Origin of the sequence: Arthrobacter pascens, from assembly GCF_030816475.1 — a bacterium.
Classification (GTDB): domain Bacteria; phylum Actinomycetota; class Actinomycetes; order Actinomycetales; family Micrococcaceae; genus Arthrobacter; species Arthrobacter pascens_B.
Window position 1 is genome coordinate 3,174,952 of sequence record NZ_JAUSXF010000001.1, and the last position, 14,258, is coordinate 3,189,209.

The following is a 14,258-nucleotide window of genomic DNA, read 5'->3' on the forward strand; positions in this document are numbered from 1 at the left end:
GTGTGTCCTTTGGTTGGGCGGTCACGGCGGCAGTTTGAGAGACGATGCCGTTGGCATAACGACGGCGGGGCGGCCGCCGTTCCCCGGCAGCCCGGCGTCGGGCTCCCTCAGCATGTCTGTACCGGGCGCCGCCGCAGGCATATCCTGCACTCAGACCTGCACGTCGCCGGAAATCGGGGGAAGAACAATGGAGATGCCCAAAGCGTCAGAGGCAGATAAGGAGCGCTTCCGGTCGGTAGTGCCAGCCAGGGCAGAAGTAGTGGTCAAACCGATGTTCGGCAATCTCGGGGCATTCGTGAACGGCAACATGTTCGCTGGATTGTTCGGCCCCACCATCGGCGTCAGGCTCTCCCCCGAAGACCGCGCGGAACTGGAAAGTGCGGAACGGACAGTCCCATTCGGCCCCGTGGAGCGCCCCATGGGCGGCTACACCGGGCTGCCCGAGGTCTGGAACGCCGAAGGCGACGGAGATGAGGCGCGGATACGGGCCTGGGTGGAGAAGGCATTCGCCTACGTCGCGGATCTCCCGCCGAAGGCAGCCAAAGCACCGGGATCCCGGAAGTAGGCGTCTCCTTTCGAAGCGGGCACTCTCGCGCTTCCAGGCTCTTTCCCGAAGCTGCGTTCATGGGTAACCTGAAGGAAACCACAGCCTCAGAAAACTAGTTCCGGAGCTGTGGTGGGGCTCATGCAGGAAGGCCCCTTGGTACCCGTCTGGACGAGGTGAAAATGGCCATCACAGGACATTCATCTAGAGGCGTCGCCGCTACCGCCGCGCCTGCAACTGTTCCGCGGCGTAAGGGCAGCCTCGTCGTCACCTGGATCACTTCCACCGACCATAAGGTCATCGGGTACATGTACCTGATCGCTTCGTTTGTGTTCTTCATGATGGCTGGAGTGATGGCCCTGCTCATCCGGGCCGAGCTCTTCGAGCCAGGCATGCAGATCCTGCAGACCAAGGAACAGTACAACCAGCTGTTCACCATGCACGGCACCATGATGCTGCTGATGTTCGCCACTCCCCTGTTCGCGGGCTTCGCGAACGTCATCATGCCCCTGCAGATCGGCGCGCCTGACGTCGCCTTTCCGCGGCTGAACGCCTTGGCATTCTGGTTCTTCCTGTTCGGTTCAACCATTGCCGTCTCCGGATTCATCACCCCGCAGGGTGCGGCGTCCTTCGGCTGGTTCGCCTACGCCCCGCTGAACAACACCATGTTCACGCCCGGAGTGGGCGGCGACCTCTGGGTGTTCGGCCTGGCCCTGTCAGGGTTCGGCACGATTCTTGGCGCCGTCAACTTCATCACCACGATCATCTGCATGCGCGCTCCCGGCATGACGATGTGGCGCATGCCGATCTTCACCTGGAACACCCTGGTCACGGCAATCCTGGTGATCATGGCCTTCCCGCCGCTGGCCGCAGCGCTTTTCGGCCTCGGCGCTGACCGCCGGTTTGGTGCCCACATCTATGACCCGGAAAATGGTGGAGCGGTCCTCTGGCAGCACCTGTTCTGGTTCTTCGGCCACCCTGAGGTGTACATCATCGCGCTGCCGTTCTTCGGCATCGTCTCTGAGATCTTCCCGGTCTTCAGCCGCAAGCCGATCTTCGGCTACAAGGGCCTGGTCTACGCGACCATCGCCATTGCTGCCCTGTCCGTCACCGTGTGGGCGCACCACATGTACGTGACCGGTTCCGTGCTGCTGCCGTTCTTCGCCTTCATGACCATGCTCATCGCGGTGCCCACCGGCGTGAAGTTCTTCAACTGGATCGGCACCATGTGGGGCGGTTCGCTGACCTTCGAGACCCCCATGCTGTGGAGCCTCGGCTTCATCGTCACGTTCCTCTTCGGCGGCCTGACCGGCATCATCCTGGCCTCGCCTCCGCTGGACTTCCACGTTTCCGATTCCTACTTCGTGGTGGCGCACTTCCACTACGTCGTCTTCGGCACCGTGGTGTTTGCGATGTTCGCAGGCTTCTACTTCTGGTGGCCTAAATTCACCGGCACCATGCTTAATGAGCGGCTAGGAAAGATCCACTTCTGGATGCTGTTCCTTGGCTTCCACGGCACGTTCCTGATCCAGCACTGGCTTGGCGCAAAGGGTATGCCCCGGCGCTACGCGGACTACATGCCGCAGGACGGTTTCACCTGGATGAACCAGTTCTCCACTATCAGCTCGTACCTGCTGGGAGCTTCGCTCATCCCGTTCCTGTGGAACGTCTACATCACCTGGCGGGCCGGCGAAAAAATCACAGTTGACGATCCGTGGGGCTTTGGCGCGTCACTGGAATGGGCCACGTCCTGCCCGCCGCCGCGGCACAACTTCACCTCGCTGCCGCGGATCCGCTCGGAGCGGCCCTCACTGGACTTGCACCACCCGGAGATCCGGGTCCGCGAACACGAACCCGTCCACTCTCCCGCAGCCGCCGCCCTCGGTGCCGCGGACATCGGGGAAGAAGACGTCCGGGATCCCAACCCCGACAAGTAGGCCACCGGGCTACGAGGCAGACTGGGCCAGTCGGCAACACAGCACACCCGGGTTAACAAAAGCAGGGCCGGTCATTTGAAATGACCGGCCCTGCTTTGAAAATGAAACCCTAAGGCCCCAGAATCTCTAAGGAATTAGAGTGCCTGGATGTTGACGGCCTGGGGACCCTTGGGGCCCTGCTCGGTTTCGAAGGAGACCTTCTGGTTCTCTTCGAGTGAGCGGAAGCCGGAAGAGGCGATCGCGGAGTAGTGAGCGAAAACGTCCTGTGAGGAGTCATCGGGGGAAATGAAGCCGAAGCCCTTTTCAGCGTTAAACCATTTGACGGTACCAGTAGCCATTATTTTTGTCCTTCGTGAAGGTAGAGGAAAAGTCCCGACTTTCGGGTCCTCCGGTGTGGGGTGTTCAAAACCGCTACTTCAGAAGAACGCGGACTTTCGACCGCGCGTACTGCCTGAACTACGAACTGCTAAAAACACAACAACAGAAACGACTCTACACGAAGTTTGTTGGACGGCTGACCACAACCCCCGCTGGGTGCCATTGTGAGCCCGAATGCCCGATGCCGGCCACAGCAGCCCCGCCGGGTACATCTCCCATCCCCCTGAACGCCGGACTGGGCGAAATTCCGACTCCCCTCTGCCGCCGATCCCCTAACCGATCAGCAGAGCCTGATGTGGCTCCGCCACCATCATCCGGATGCTTAGACCCCGGCCCGCCTGGGCTGTTCCCCACGGGAGGGTCAGTAGCCGGCCGGGTTGGCCGACTGGCAGGTTTGGTCGCTACCCGTCTGCGCCACCACGCTCCCTGAGGAGTCAGCGGACGACGGCGCCGGGACGGGTTTGGTGCCGGAGGCAAAGTCCGCGCCGGCGTACAGTTCCACGCCGTGGATGTTGGCCACCTGCTGCACGCTGCTAGCGGGAAGCCCGAACATTGCTGCCACGTCAGCGGCAACGTCATCGAACCCCGCGCTGAAGTACACCATGGTCTCTGGGCGTGCCTGGGCCTGGACCCGGGTGAGCTTGGTGAACCCGGCGTCGGAGAGCAGGCCGGCAATCGCCGTGCTGCGCCCCGTCAGGCCGGTGCCGTTGGCAATGGTGACCGGCTGGAGCGCCTTGTTGTAGGCCGCGGGTGCCGTCGTGGACGGCGCATTGCTCGGAGCAGCAGGAGCTGGCTGGCTCAGGTCGGCGCTGTTACGCAGCTCCGCGAAGAAGTTGGCGGCTGCCGGTTGGTCCAGTGTGAGCCTGTTGGGGTCCGACGCCGGAACGGTGGGCACCGTGATGAAGTTGACGTTCGCAGGGTCAATATTCTTGAGGCGGTTGGCGATGGTGAGAAGCGAGGGAACCGAGGCCAGCCCGGAATCGACCGTCAGGTTCTTGGTGACGGTATCTGCGATGGTCAGCATTTTCTGAGGATCGCCCAGGGTTCCCTCCGACTTGAGTTTGCGGGACAGGGAGGCCAGGAAGCCTTGCTGCGCTTTGATCCTCCCCAGGTCACCGCCGTTGGCAAAGGCGTGGCGGGTACGCAGGAACGCCAATGCCTGGTCGCCCTTCACCTGGGACGTTCCGGCGGGCAAGTGCAGCCCCGATTCGGGATCATCCACGGCGGCACTCACGCACACGTCCACCCCACCCACTGCGTTGGAAAGCTCCTTGACGGCGTTGAAGTCCGCCATCATAAAGTGGTCCACTTCCAGCCCGGTGAGTTTGTTCACAGTGTCCACCGCGCAGCCGATTCCGGCCTGGGCCATGGCGCTGTTGATCATGGCTTCCTTCTGCTCCGGGTAGTTCTGGTTCGTCTTCTTGTCAGTGCACGCCGGGATGTCCACGAGAAGGTCGCGGGGGAAGCTGATGACGTTGACATGCTTGTTGTCGGCGGAGATATCCAGCAGCATCATCACGTCCGATTGGCCATAGCCGGAGGACTGGTCAACTGTGCCGTACTGGCTGTCGCTGCCGCTCCTGGTGTCCGAGCCCAGGACCAAAATCTGCAGACGGTCCTTACTGTCATCGACGCTGCCCTCGCTCCGCTGCCCCCCGGCGGTCAGATCCGAGGTGCTGATGTTGGACTGCAGGCGCCAAGCCCAATAGCCGCCGAAAGCCAGTACGCCCAGGAGGAGCAAGGATACGGCGGCCGTGACAATCCTTATCCAGCGCGGTGCCCCGCGGAGGCGTGGGAAGCGGCGGGAACTGACAGCCACCAGCTTGCCCTGGCCGGGGTACGCCGCAGGGCCGGATCCGTGTTGATCCGGGCTGGGAGAATTTTTGGAACCGAGCACAGCAAAACTTTCTGGAGGGGACAGATTGTGAAGATGCTAGCGGCCGAAGCTGGCAATTTGGCCGGAAAGGCATCGCTGTCCCCTGGCAGAAATCCTGGCGGCGGGCAGGATTTGATCGGGCCTCCTGAATCGCTTCGACCCGCAACATATTCCGCCGCCTTTCCCCTTGCGGCCCGGCTACTTAGTGCCACTATTTACCAGTAGTCAGTAACACTGAGTAGCTGAGGGAGAAGAGTTCCATGGGCAATCAGACCACCGAGATGCTCAAAGGCACGCTTGAGGGCATCGTCCTCGCGATCCTGGCCGTGCGGCCGGCGTACGGCTACGAGATCACCGCCCAGCTGCGCGACCAGGGCTTCTCCGAGATTGCCGAGGGCACCATCTACGCCCTACTGGTCAGGATCGAACAGCGCGGCCTCGTGGACGTTGAGAAGGTCCCGTCGGAGAAGGGGCCCCCGCGCAAGGTCTACTCGCTGAACGCACTAGGCGGCGGGTACCTCGAAGAGTTTTGGAGGACATGGAGTTTCCTCGCAGAACGTATCGAACAGCTCCACCACAACATCAAGAACCCGCAGGACGAAGGAGAGTAACCATGGCCGCCAAGTGGATCGAGACCCTCACCGGGTCGCTCGAGCAGAAGAAGCAGTACAAGAAGGACAAGACCCGCATTGATGCCCTCCTCGAGCCGTACGCAACTGCAGCAAAGGCCATGCACCGGTACGTCATGTACTACGGGGGCATTACGGACGGCGACATGCTCATGACGATGTTCGGCGACCTGGCCGATCTGTGGGAGCGGGCCGCCGTCGACGGGACGCCGGTGCGCGCGATCGTGGGGGACGATCCGGTGGAGTTCGCCGAGGCCTTTGCACAGGCGTACTCCGGCAGGCAGTGGATCGACAAAGAGCGCAAGCGCCTGACCGAAGCCATCGACCAGGCCGCCGCCGACGACAACAGCGAGGGGAGCTGACCCGATGACCACCGACCAGGCCCTTGCACCTGCGATCCGGGTGCAGGGCATCGGCAAGTCGTTCAAGGACCTGCAGGTGCTGCGGGGCGTCGACTTCGACGTGAGGGCGGGCAGCATCTTCGCGCTGCTCGGCTCGAACGGTGCCGGCAAGACCACGCTGGTCCGGATCCTGTCGACGCTGCTGAAGGCCGACGCCGGCACCGCCACGGTCAATGGCTTCGATGTCGGCGAGAAACCCGGTGAGGTGCGCGAGTCGATCAGCCTGACCGGCCAGTTCGCCGCGGTTGATGAAGTACTCACCGGCCGTGAGAACCTCGTGCTGATCGCCAAGCTGCGTCACCTGAAGAACCCTGGCGCGGTCGCCGACGGCCTGCTTGCCCGCTTCGCCCTTACCGACGCAGGGAACCGCACGGCGTCCACGTACTCGGGCGGCATGCGCCGCCGGCTCGACATCGCCATGAGCCTGATCGGGAACCCGCCGATCATCTTCCTCGACGAACCCACCACCGGGCTCGACCCCCAGGCGCGGATCGAGGTATGGCAGACCATCAGGCAACTGGCCAGTCAGGGCACCACGGTGCTGCTCACCACGCAGTACCTCGACGAGGCCGAACAGCTTGCCGACCGGATCGCCATCCTGCACAAGGGCACGATCATCCAGAACGGCACCCTCGCCGAACTCAAGCAACTCCTCCCGCCCGCCAAAGTCGAGTACATCGAGAAGCAGCCCTCCCTCGAGGACGTCTTCCTCGCCCTCGTCGGGGAAGCTGGCGAGGACGACACCGGGGACGCAGACACGCGCGAGGCAGACTCCGCCGGCGCCGACGGCCGAACCCGCGGCAGGGTCCCGGCAGGAAAGGAAAAGCAATGAACACCCACATCCTCGGCGACACCGGCGTCCTCACCGCACGCTCGCTACGCCACATCCTCCACAGCCCCGACACGATCATCACCACTGCTGTCACACCGATCGCGCTGATGCTGCTTTTCGTCTACGTCTTCGGCGGCGCGATCAACACCGGCTCGGACCAGTCGTACGTCAACTACATGCTCCCCGGCATCTTGCTCATCACCATCGCCTCCGGCATCGCGTACACCGCGTACCGGCTGTTCCTGGACCTGCAGGGCGGCATCTTCGAACGCTTCCAGTCCATGCCGATTGCCAGGTCCAGCGTGCTCTGGGCGCACGTGCTCACCTCCCTGGCAGCTAACCTGGTCTCCTTAGCAATCGTTATCGGCGTCGCGCTGATCATGGGATTCCGCACCGGCGCATCCCTGACCGCCTGGCTCGCCGTCGCCGGCATCCTGGTCCTGTTCACCCTCGCACTGACCTGGATCGCCGTGATCGCCGGACTCTCAGCGAAGACTGTCGACGGCGCGAGCGCGTTCAGCTACCCGCTGATCTTCCTCCCATTCATCAGCTCGGCGTTCGCGCCTACAGACTCGATGCCCGGCCCGGTCGCATGGTTCGCCGAGAACCAGCCCGTGACCTCCATCGTGAACACCGTCCGGGCCCTGTTCGCCCAGGAACCCGTCGGCAGCGACATCTGGGTCGCACTCGCCTGGCTCGTCGGCCTGCTAGCCATCGGCTACGCCCTAGCGAGCGTCATCTACCGCCGCAAGATCACCTGAGGCCGGGCCCTGCGCAGCTGCGGCGTTTCATTCAGGCTCTGTACCGTGCGAGCAGGCTGAACGCATTCGGAACCTGGCCGTCCCAAGCGGCTGCGTTCATGCCCTCTGGCCGCCAGAACGGTTCGGAGTGCTCCTCGAGGTGCAGGAGCTCGAAGTCTGCACCGGTGATCGCCATGATCGTCTCTGCGAATGTCCGCTGGTACTCGACAGCACCGCCCGCAGGAAATGAATCATTAACATGGCTTCGGGCGAAGTACCCACGGTCACTGCGCACCTCGACCTTGTCGCGGTCCCAACTCCACAACGGCGTCAGAGGGTGCGCTTCATAGATGAAGAGATGGCCTCCCGGTCGCAGCAGGCGTTGCATCTCGGACAGCCATGCCTCAAGATCCTCGACCCAGATCAGCGCACCTTTGCCCGTGTAGATGAGGTCGGCCGAGTTATCGATGAGGCCACTCGCCGGCAGCGTCGCGGTCACATACCTGCAGTCGACGCCGAGTTCGTCTGCCCGGCGTTGCGCTGCGGACGCCGCTGAGGGGCTGTAATCGACGCCGGTGACGCTGCGGGCACCAAGGCGTATCAGTGCCACGTCGTCTATGCCGTGGCCGCTCATCGGGTGCACCACGTCCGCGCCGACGACGATTTCACGGAGCACAGTTTCCTCGATGGGAAGCAGCCTGGCGGACTTCGCCTCGTCCAGCACCTCTTCGTACTCGTCGATGTACTTGTGGGACGCTGATTCCCAGGCCTGCTGCGTGTTGTTGTGAACGCTCATCTCCCCCACTTTTCCAGAGGATTCGTGCTGACACCATCCCTCCGGACACCTGTGGGGCCGGCACACAGTGAACCTCAGCGCCGTCGGATTCAAGCCTGTTCTGGGGCGGACCCCCTCAATCCAAGGCTGACAGGAGGCCGTTGAGGCGGAGGCGGGTCGCGCCCCGGAGGTGCGGGAGATCGCGGCTTCCGTCGCCCGAGAGTTTGACGAACACAACCTGCTCGGTCCACCGTATCTGGGTGCCATCCTGGACTGCATCGAATTCGATCGTTGCGAGCGAGGCCCACCTCAAGACATCATTCACGGCCGACTCGTAGGTGTAGACGATCCTGCTGGCAGGGACAATGTCGATGTACCTGGACCGGTATCTAAGAGATTCCGGTGGCATGTCAAAGGAGGTGAAGACGCTCGTCGCGGTGTCTCCATGCCCACCCGGAAGTCGTGATCATACGAAGCTCGGCTGCCAGGGAGCTTGAACCACCGCCGCCACATCGCAGTATCGGCAAAAGCCTGGAACGCCTTGTGGGGCGAGGCAGGCAGGTAATGGGAGATCACGAAGGTTTCGTGCCGGATCCCCTGCGTTGGCTGTTCTGCGAACTCCTGATTTTCCGACACGTGTATCGTCCCCTTCGTGCGTAGCTGCAGCTCGGTGCCCTTGCTCACTCTCAACACGAGAAGGCTGCAAGCGTAAGCATTATTCCGGTCCGCCGACAAGCTCCGGCGAGTACGCGGTGAATCCTTCCCGCAGCCGCACGGATTCGCCCATCACGGCGATGTCCTCCCACATCACCAGGAATGATCCGCGGTGCCGCCACCTGAGCATCCGGGGCAGGGGCCACGGCTGGGTGACGCCGGTCCGTTCGTAGCCGAGGAACGAGGAAACGCTGTGCGGACTGACTACCAAGCCCAGAAGGCGGGCTTCTGCCATCAGCTGCTGCGGGGCGCCGTCGACCACGAAGCGCGCGTCCGCCACCCGGCCCAGCTTCACGCCGTCGCTGTCGTGAACCGCCCTGCCCAGGAGGTCACCGAGGATCATGGCGTCCTCCTGGGATGCGGGCGATGATCTTGTCCCGGATCCAGCGCTCCACCCAGTCGGCGTCGAGGCTGTCACCACTGACACCCAGCTTGATGACCACGCCAACGTCGGCCACGTCCTTCCACGGGATCCGGATCAGCCGGGACGACGGCGGCCTGCCGCCAAAGATCCTGGTGCCCAGGACGGGACCGGTGAGCAGGGCCGTGATGACGGGGGCGGGGGTTCCTTCGGGTATTTCAGTCCCGGGCTCGGGCCCGCTGAGTTCGAGGTCGTCCACCGTGGTGACCGGGACGCCGTCGTTATCCAATGCCTGCCGGTCCAGCAGGTGGAGCTGGGCGTCAAGGGTGCGCCCGGCGATCGGGGGTACCGGGACCAGTTTCATGATCCTGCTCCTGTCACGATCATCAGGGGTATGGCTGCCAGCGAAGCCGCCAGGATGATGACCAGGTAGATCATGGCGAGCACGTTGACGGGACGGCCGTTGACATGCTTGCCCATGTACTGCGGATCGTTGGCCACGATCAGGATGGGTAGATAGGTCAGCGGCAGCGCGATCGCGGAGAACACCACGGAGTATTCGGTGATGAGCACGGGATCGACGCCTGTGGACAGAACCGCAATGCCGATCAGCAGGGTGATGATCATGGACAGGTGGAAGCGGGCGGCCTGCGCGGGGCGGCGGAACTTTCCCCAGGACCAGCCGAAGAACTGAGCCAGGGTGTAGCCGCTGGAGAGGGTGGTTTCCAGGGCTGCACCGAACGTGGCGGCCACGAGGCCAACCAGGACGAAGGCCAGCCCGAGTTTCCCGGCCCCTTCGGCGACGGGCAGGATCACCTGGGACAGCGAGGTGACGGCGATTCCGGCCGGCAGGAGCACGACGGCGGCGCAGCCGGCGATGGCCACGGACAGCACCCCGCCGAGCGGGAAGCCGACAAGGACGTTGATCCGTGACTGGATCAGGTCCTTGATCGACCAGCCTTCCTCCACAGCCCCGGAGGAGAAGAAGAACACTTCGTACGGCGTCATGGCGGCGCCAAACAGGGCTATGGCGTAATACCAGTACGAGGAGGCGGTCTCCTCGTCCGGAACGGCCGGTGCCAGGGCCTGCCCGGCAAGGTTGCCCCAGTCCGGTTTGAGCAGGAAGAGCGCCACCGCGAACACGATCAGGGTCAGCCCGAGGAGGCCCGTGACGTTTTCCATGATGGAGAATTTGACCCGCCAGACCACCAGCCACACGGCGAGCGCCGCCACCGGGATCCACAGCAGGTAGTGGACGCTGCTGGCCAGCTGGAGCGCCAGGGCCACCCCGCCGATCTCGGCCGTCACGGTCATGAGGTTGATCAGGAAGGATGCGGACAGGTTTGCCAGCCCCGCCCGCGGCCCGAGCCGTTCGCGGATGACCTCGAAGGTGGCCCGGCCGGAGACTGCGGCCACCCGCCCGGACATGTTGGCGAACAGGCAGATGCCCACGACCCCGACAAGCACCACCCACACCAGGGACATCCCGAACCGGGACCCGACGACGGCGTTGGTTACCAGGTCCCCGATGTCCACGAAGCCGCCGATTGCGGTGAGGATACCGAGGGCGACCCCCAGGATGCGCTTCATTGTGCGCCCACCTTGGTCTTCAGTTCGGACAATCGGCGTGCCGCTTCGTCCAGTGCCTGCTGGCCGTCCTCGGCGGAGGGGGCGCCGTCGTTGCCGGCCACCGCATCCCGGGCGGTGTTCAGGCCCGCGGTGCAGCCGTCCAGGACGGCCAGCGCTTCCTGGCGCACCTGCCGGTCCTCCTGGCTGTTCGGCGAGAGCCGGACCACGCTGTCCCGGCTGGTCTGGAGTTCCCTGAGGGAGTCGTCGAGTGCCGTGGCTGCGGCAGCGGTGGTCAGTTTGCCGGTGGATTCCTGCCGGAGGGCGAGCCGGGCTGTGGCAATGGCTGAAGCGGAATCTTCGACGGCGGTTGAGACGGTGTCCGTGACGCCGCCGCAGCCGGTGAGGAACGCCGCGGCCGCAAGGCACAGGGCGAGGAGGAGTGTGCGCTTCGACGTCCGGGTGTTGCCCGGCCGGGTCTCCACATCCGCCTCCAGCCTCCGGACCCGGGGTCCGGTCGATCGGAACAACCTGTTCCGCGGCTGACCAGCGGAAACAGCTTTGACTTGAGTCAGTTATAGCACTCCGGGCCGGGGTTTGGGCGGATACCGTTGGGGCATTTGTGCTGGTGGTAGCCGGGTAGGCCGCCCCGGCGTAGCATCCAGCCATGGAACCAATTCGGGTCATCTTTCTACCTGGCAGCGTGCTCCCTGCCCAGCCGGCCTATGGCGCGCTCATCAACGCCCTGGGGCCCGACATCCAGGCCGTGGCCAAGGACCTGGAACTGTATGCGGGGGACGCGCCTCCGCCCGGCTGGAGCCTGGACACGGAGATCGACGGCGTGCTGCGCGACGCCGACGCCCGCGGCTGGGAGACCTTCCATCTAGTGGGCTACTCGGGCGGCGGCGCTGCCGCTCTGGCCTTTGCTGCCAGGCACCCGGAGCGACTGCTAAGCCTGACCCTGCTTGAGCCCGCCTGGGCTGGAAGTTGGGACTGGAGCCCTGCGCACGCGGAGCTCTGGAAGAAGTACGAGCAACTCGAAGCTCTGCCTCCCGAGCAGTTCATGCCTGCCTTCATGAGGCTGGGTGTGAAGCCCGACGTCGTCCTTCCGCCACCGCCTCCCGGTCCCCCGCCGCCGTGGATGGCGAAGCGCCCGGCCGGCATCAAGGCGTTCCTGGAGACCTTCAAGAGTTACGACCTGGACCGTGCACGCCTGGCTTCCTTCGCCAAACCGGTGTTGTTCGTGCTCGGCGCTCTGAGCAACCCTGACGACTACGGCGAGATTGCGAGTCGGCTGGCAAGGGTCTTCTTCCCGGACTTTCACCTGGAGGTGTTCCCGAAGCGCCACCACTTCGACCCGCCGCACCGGATCGAGCCCGAGCGGCTGGCTGAGTTACTGCACCGGCATTGGGAAGGGGCCGAAAGCGAGCGGCAGGCCACGGGGTAACGCGCCGCTGGCAAGGTTCCTCCACCAGGGCGGCCGCTGACCTTTCCCAGGTGTTCGCGCGCCTGACCGTTGCGCATGCAGGGTGGGATACTCGGTGTTGTGGGGTACCCATCTTCTTGGTGTGTGCAGGATTGGTTGGTGAGTGGTGTGGCACGCTTCGCCGTAACTTTGCTGGCGGCGGCCGCGCTGCTGTGCGGGTGCACCACCTCATCAGGGCAGGTGACTGACCGCTCAGGGACTGACCACTCAGGGCTTGTCGGAGGGTACGTCCTGACCGCACCGGTCTGCCCAGTCGAACGTATTGATCAGGAGTGTCCGCCACGCCCCGTGTCGGGAGCCAGGGTCGTCGCACTGGACGGAGACGCCGTCCGCGGTTCAACTATCACGGACAACGACGGTGCCTTCCAGCTCACACTTCCTGACGGCCGCTACTTGATAAAAGCAACCAATGTCGGCGGCTACGCTTCGACAGCCACCCAGGAAGTTGCCGTCTCGGACGCTCCCCGTCACATCACGCTGGTCGTTGACAGCGGCATTCGCTGAACCTACTGATCCTTCAGTGCCCGCCACAAGGAGAACCCTGTTGATTTTCTGACTGGGCCTTCAAGCAGCCGCGTACACGCGTACCCAGTCAACCCTCATTTCACCTGGGCCGTTAGTAGTTGCATCAGGGAACCAGTCCAGTTGCAAGGTCTGGTGCATCGGACCGGGAGGCTGATGTGCCGGGTCGGTGTCCCTGAACCATTCCACACCATCCACGTAACCGACAATCCCGGTGGCAGACCAGTCAACCGCGTAGTTATGGAGCTGCGAAACGTCCAGGTTCCGGCTGGCTATCGTTTGCTTGTTCTCGCAAGAGTAGTGGTGGAAGAAATTGATGATGTTCCAGTCACCGGTGGTCTCGGCGTAGTCGATCTCACCGTCACAGGGCCAGTTCTCGGAGTCAGGCCACAGGATCGATACCATGTGGTATTCGTTATCGCCTGAGCCGGCTGCCCGAACCTCCCAGCGCCCGTACTTCTGGTTCGCGAACTTGGCACCCATCCCGGCAGTGGTGCCGTCAGCGGTGCCCTTGATTACCATTTTTGAACCGTCTACTGATACCTGCTGCGGGCTGCGGATGCCATTACCCGCGTGTCCCGGGCTGTTGTACACATTCCACTTGGTAGCGTCCGGCGCGCCCGTGTAATTGAACTCGTCGCCAGCTGCAGGCGTGCCCCAGTTGAACGTGGCAGCGGCAGTAGTGCCGTCACCCGAAGGCGGCGGGGGCGGGGGAACGGCAGGGTCCGCTTCCGTTGTCACTACCAGCTTTGGCCGTAGCGCCGGATTAGAGTACTCATCGGACTTGAAGCCGAACCACTTTTTGGCATTGGATTCCAGCTTGAAATTCCTGTCACCACTGCCTGTACCCATACCGGCCGTAACGTCCCACTCAACCCATCTGCCAGCGCCGAAGCCGCCGGCCTTGCCCAGCCAAGTTGCGCGTGCCGGGGCGTTGTTCCATGTAACGCCGGTTTCCGTCCAACTGCCGGAAGTTGTGTAAATGTCCACAAACTCAGTGGACGACGCAGAGGATTCGGAATAGGCCCGGAGCTTCGCCGACTTGATACGCTCCCCGGCGGGAACCTGGACATTGAACCGCAACAGCGCGTTCCGCCAGGCACCTCTGCGTCCATCGGTGGACCAGCGGATGTCGTTACCGTTGTTCACAGATGGACGGTCAGCCTGCACGAAGGTATCCGCAGTTGGAGCCAACGTGAACGTGCCGGCCGCGGTCGCGCTGGTGCCTGTCACAACAAAGGCGACCAGCATCACGAATGACACTGCAGCGGCAGTAATCCGGCGTGGATGCATTGATTTTCCTTTCAGACTCATGGTTCAGGTATCCGTTCAGACATGGCTACTGGGGCATTCCGTTTCTTTCCAGGGTGATCCTGTGCCTTGACCACAGAAGGCCGCCTGAGGCAATCCAGGTCAGACCGAAAGGAATGAGGACGAGAATCCGCTCGTTCGGTGAGGTGCGGAAACAGCCGCTCCGCTGTCACGCCCAACCTGTTC

The 14,258-nt window shown here is 63.4% G+C and carries 17 protein-coding genes; 8 read left to right on the plus strand and 9 right to left on the minus strand.

The annotated features are described in order from the left end of the window. Nucleotides 1-187 precede the first annotated feature (187 nt). Together QFZ40_RS14490 and ctaD are read left to right on the plus strand one after the other, a co-directional pair. Nucleotides 188-565 (plus strand): TfoX/Sxy family protein, encoded by a 378-nt coding sequence (locus QFZ40_RS14490; RefSeq protein WP_306905243.1) that lies wholly within the window; start codon nt 188-190, stop codon nt 563-565. Between the two features lie 161 nt (nt 566-726). Continuing rightward, nucleotides 727-2,481: an aa3-type cytochrome oxidase subunit I gene (ctaD, locus tag QFZ40_RS14495; RefSeq protein WP_306905244.1), complete on the plus strand. Its 1,755-nt coding sequence runs from the start codon at nt 727-729 to the stop codon at nt 2,479-2,481. Nucleotides 2,482-2,615: 134 nt separating this feature from the next. Here the strand turns inward: ctaD and QFZ40_RS14500 are convergent, their stop codons facing one another. Then, nucleotides 2,616-2,819 (minus strand): cold-shock protein, encoded by a 204-nt coding sequence (locus QFZ40_RS14500; RefSeq protein ID WP_024365339.1) that lies wholly within the window; start codon nt 2,817-2,819, stop codon nt 2,616-2,618. 401 nt (nt 2,820-3,220) lie between these two features. Continuing rightward, a complete protein-coding gene (locus tag QFZ40_RS14505; protein WP_306905249.1) occupies nt 3,221-4,756 on the minus strand; it encodes an LCP family protein in 1,536 nt (511 codons plus the stop codon). A 239-nt stretch (nt 4,757-4,995) separates the two neighbouring features. Here QFZ40_RS14505 and QFZ40_RS14510 point away from each other — a divergent pair, with 239 nt between their 5' ends. Genes QFZ40_RS14510 through QFZ40_RS14525 form a run of 4 tightly spaced genes read left to right on the plus strand, consistent with a single transcriptional unit; the run spans nt 4,996 to nt 7,358 of the window. Next, complete coding sequence (locus tag QFZ40_RS14510) at nt 4,996-5,346, plus strand: PadR family transcriptional regulator (protein WP_306905250.1); 351 nt, start codon at nt 4,996-4,998, stop codon at nt 5,344-5,346. Nucleotides 5,347-5,348: 2 nt separating this feature from the next. After that, a complete protein-coding gene (locus QFZ40_RS14515; RefSeq protein ID WP_306905251.1) occupies nt 5,349-5,726 on the plus strand; it encodes a DUF1048 domain-containing protein in 378 nt (125 codons plus the stop codon). A gap of 4 nt (nt 5,727-5,730) precedes the next feature. Further along, nucleotides 5,731-6,597, plus strand: coding sequence for an ABC transporter ATP-binding protein (locus QFZ40_RS14520; RefSeq protein WP_306905253.1), 867 nt, complete (start codon nt 5,731-5,733; stop codon nt 6,595-6,597). Then, nucleotides 6,594-7,358: an ABC transporter permease gene (locus QFZ40_RS14525; RefSeq protein ID WP_306905255.1), complete on the plus strand. Its 765-nt coding sequence runs from the start codon at nt 6,594-6,596 to the stop codon at nt 7,356-7,358. The genes QFZ40_RS14520 and QFZ40_RS14525 overlap by 4 nt, the downstream gene beginning before the upstream one ends. A 31-nt stretch (nt 7,359-7,389) precedes the next feature. Here QFZ40_RS14525 and QFZ40_RS14530 read toward each other — a convergent pair whose 3' ends face one another. The 6 genes from QFZ40_RS14530 to QFZ40_RS14555 all read right to left on the minus strand — a co-directional run bounded on the left by QFZ40_RS14530 (nt 7,390) and on the right by QFZ40_RS14555 (nt 11,238). Then, complete coding sequence (locus QFZ40_RS14530; RefSeq protein WP_306905257.1) at nt 7,390-8,133, minus strand: class I SAM-dependent methyltransferase; 744 nt, start codon at nt 8,131-8,133, stop codon at nt 7,390-7,392. Nucleotides 8,134-8,248: 115 nt separating this feature from the next. After that, complete coding sequence (locus tag QFZ40_RS14535; RefSeq protein WP_306905259.1) at nt 8,249-8,521, minus strand: SRPBCC domain-containing protein; 273 nt, start codon at nt 8,519-8,521, stop codon at nt 8,249-8,251. 306 nt (nt 8,522-8,827) lie between these two features. Further along, nucleotides 8,828-9,169, minus strand: a complete 342-nt coding sequence (locus QFZ40_RS14540; RefSeq protein ID WP_306905261.1) for a PRC-barrel domain-containing protein — start codon at nt 9,167-9,169, stop codon at nt 8,828-8,830. Beyond that, nucleotides 9,156-9,551 (minus strand): hypothetical protein, encoded by a 396-nt coding sequence (locus tag QFZ40_RS14545; RefSeq protein ID WP_306905262.1) that lies wholly within the window; start codon nt 9,549-9,551, stop codon nt 9,156-9,158. The genes QFZ40_RS14540 and QFZ40_RS14545 overlap by 14 nt, the downstream gene beginning before the upstream one ends. Beyond that, entirely contained in the window at nt 9,548-10,777 is a 1,230-nt protein-coding gene (locus QFZ40_RS14550) for an Nramp family divalent metal transporter (RefSeq protein WP_306905264.1), read from the minus strand. Before QFZ40_RS14550 ends, QFZ40_RS14545 begins: the two co-directional genes overlap by 4 nt. After that, entirely contained in the window at nt 10,774-11,238 is a 465-nt protein-coding gene (locus QFZ40_RS14555) for a hypothetical protein (RefSeq protein WP_306905266.1), read from the minus strand. The genes QFZ40_RS14550 and QFZ40_RS14555 overlap by 4 nt, the downstream gene beginning before the upstream one ends. Before the next feature lie 182 nt (nt 11,239-11,420). Between QFZ40_RS14555 and QFZ40_RS14560 the strand changes: the two genes are divergently transcribed. Further along, nucleotides 11,421-12,200: an alpha/beta fold hydrolase gene (locus tag QFZ40_RS14560; protein WP_306905268.1), complete on the plus strand. Its 780-nt coding sequence runs from the start codon at nt 11,421-11,423 to the stop codon at nt 12,198-12,200. 138 nt (nt 12,201-12,338) lie between these two features. Then, nucleotides 12,339-12,743, plus strand: coding sequence for a carboxypeptidase-like regulatory domain-containing protein (locus tag QFZ40_RS14565; RefSeq protein ID WP_306905269.1), 405 nt, complete (start codon nt 12,339-12,341; stop codon nt 12,741-12,743). A 60-nt stretch (nt 12,744-12,803) separates the two neighbouring features. On the opposite strand, the gene QFZ40_RS14570 is transcribed toward QFZ40_RS14565, so the two are convergent. Then, the gene (locus QFZ40_RS14570) at nt 12,804-14,054 is read right to left on the minus strand and encodes a CBM96 family carbohydrate-binding protein (RefSeq protein WP_306905270.1); all 1,251 of its coding nucleotides are present in this window, start codon (nt 14,052-14,054) and stop codon (nt 12,804-12,806) included. Nucleotides 14,055-14,258: the final 204 nt, after the last annotated feature.

Excerpts from the sequence above, each read along its gene's own strand:
- QFZ40_RS14560 (WP_306905268.1), top strand. The coding sequence starts at position 11,421 with ATGGAACCAATTCGGGTCATCTTTCTACCTGGCAGCGTGCTCCCTGCC.
- QFZ40_RS14525 (WP_306905255.1), top strand. The coding sequence starts at position 6,594 with ATGAACACCCACATCCTCGGCGACACCGGCGTCCTCACCGCACGCTCG.
- QFZ40_RS14550 (WP_306905264.1), bottom strand. The coding sequence starts at position 10,777 with ATGAAGCGCATCCTGGGGGTCGCCCTCGGTATCCTCACCGCAATCGGC.
- QFZ40_RS14520 (WP_306905253.1), top strand. The coding sequence starts at position 5,731 with ATGACCACCGACCAGGCCCTTGCACCTGCGATCCGGGTGCAGGGCATC.
- ctaD (WP_306905244.1), top strand. The coding sequence starts at position 727 with ATGGCCATCACAGGACATTCATCTAGAGGCGTCGCCGCTACCGCCGCG.
- QFZ40_RS14535 (WP_306905259.1), bottom strand. The coding sequence starts at position 8,521 with ATGCCACCGGAATCTCTTAGATACCGGTCCAGGTACATCGACATTGTC.
- QFZ40_RS14515 (WP_306905251.1), top strand. The coding sequence starts at position 5,349 with ATGGCCGCCAAGTGGATCGAGACCCTCACCGGGTCGCTCGAGCAGAAG.
- QFZ40_RS14540 (WP_306905261.1), bottom strand. The coding sequence starts at position 9,169 with ATGATCCTCGGTGACCTCCTGGGCAGGGCGGTTCACGACAGCGACGGC.
- QFZ40_RS14545 (WP_306905262.1), bottom strand. The coding sequence starts at position 9,551 with ATGAAACTGGTCCCGGTACCCCCGATCGCCGGGCGCACCCTTGACGCC.
- QFZ40_RS14530 (WP_306905257.1), bottom strand. The coding sequence starts at position 8,133 with ATGAGCGTTCACAACAACACGCAGCAGGCCTGGGAATCAGCGTCCCAC.
- QFZ40_RS14510 (WP_306905250.1), top strand. The coding sequence starts at position 4,996 with ATGGGCAATCAGACCACCGAGATGCTCAAAGGCACGCTTGAGGGCATC.
- QFZ40_RS14490 (WP_306905243.1), top strand. The coding sequence starts at position 188 with ATGGAGATGCCCAAAGCGTCAGAGGCAGATAAGGAGCGCTTCCGGTCG.
- QFZ40_RS14500 (WP_024365339.1), bottom strand. The coding sequence starts at position 2,819 with ATGGCTACTGGTACCGTCAAATGGTTTAACGCTGAAAAGGGCTTCGGC.
- QFZ40_RS14570 (WP_306905270.1), bottom strand. The coding sequence starts at position 14,054 with ATGCATCCACGCCGGATTACTGCCGCTGCAGTGTCATTCGTGATGCTG.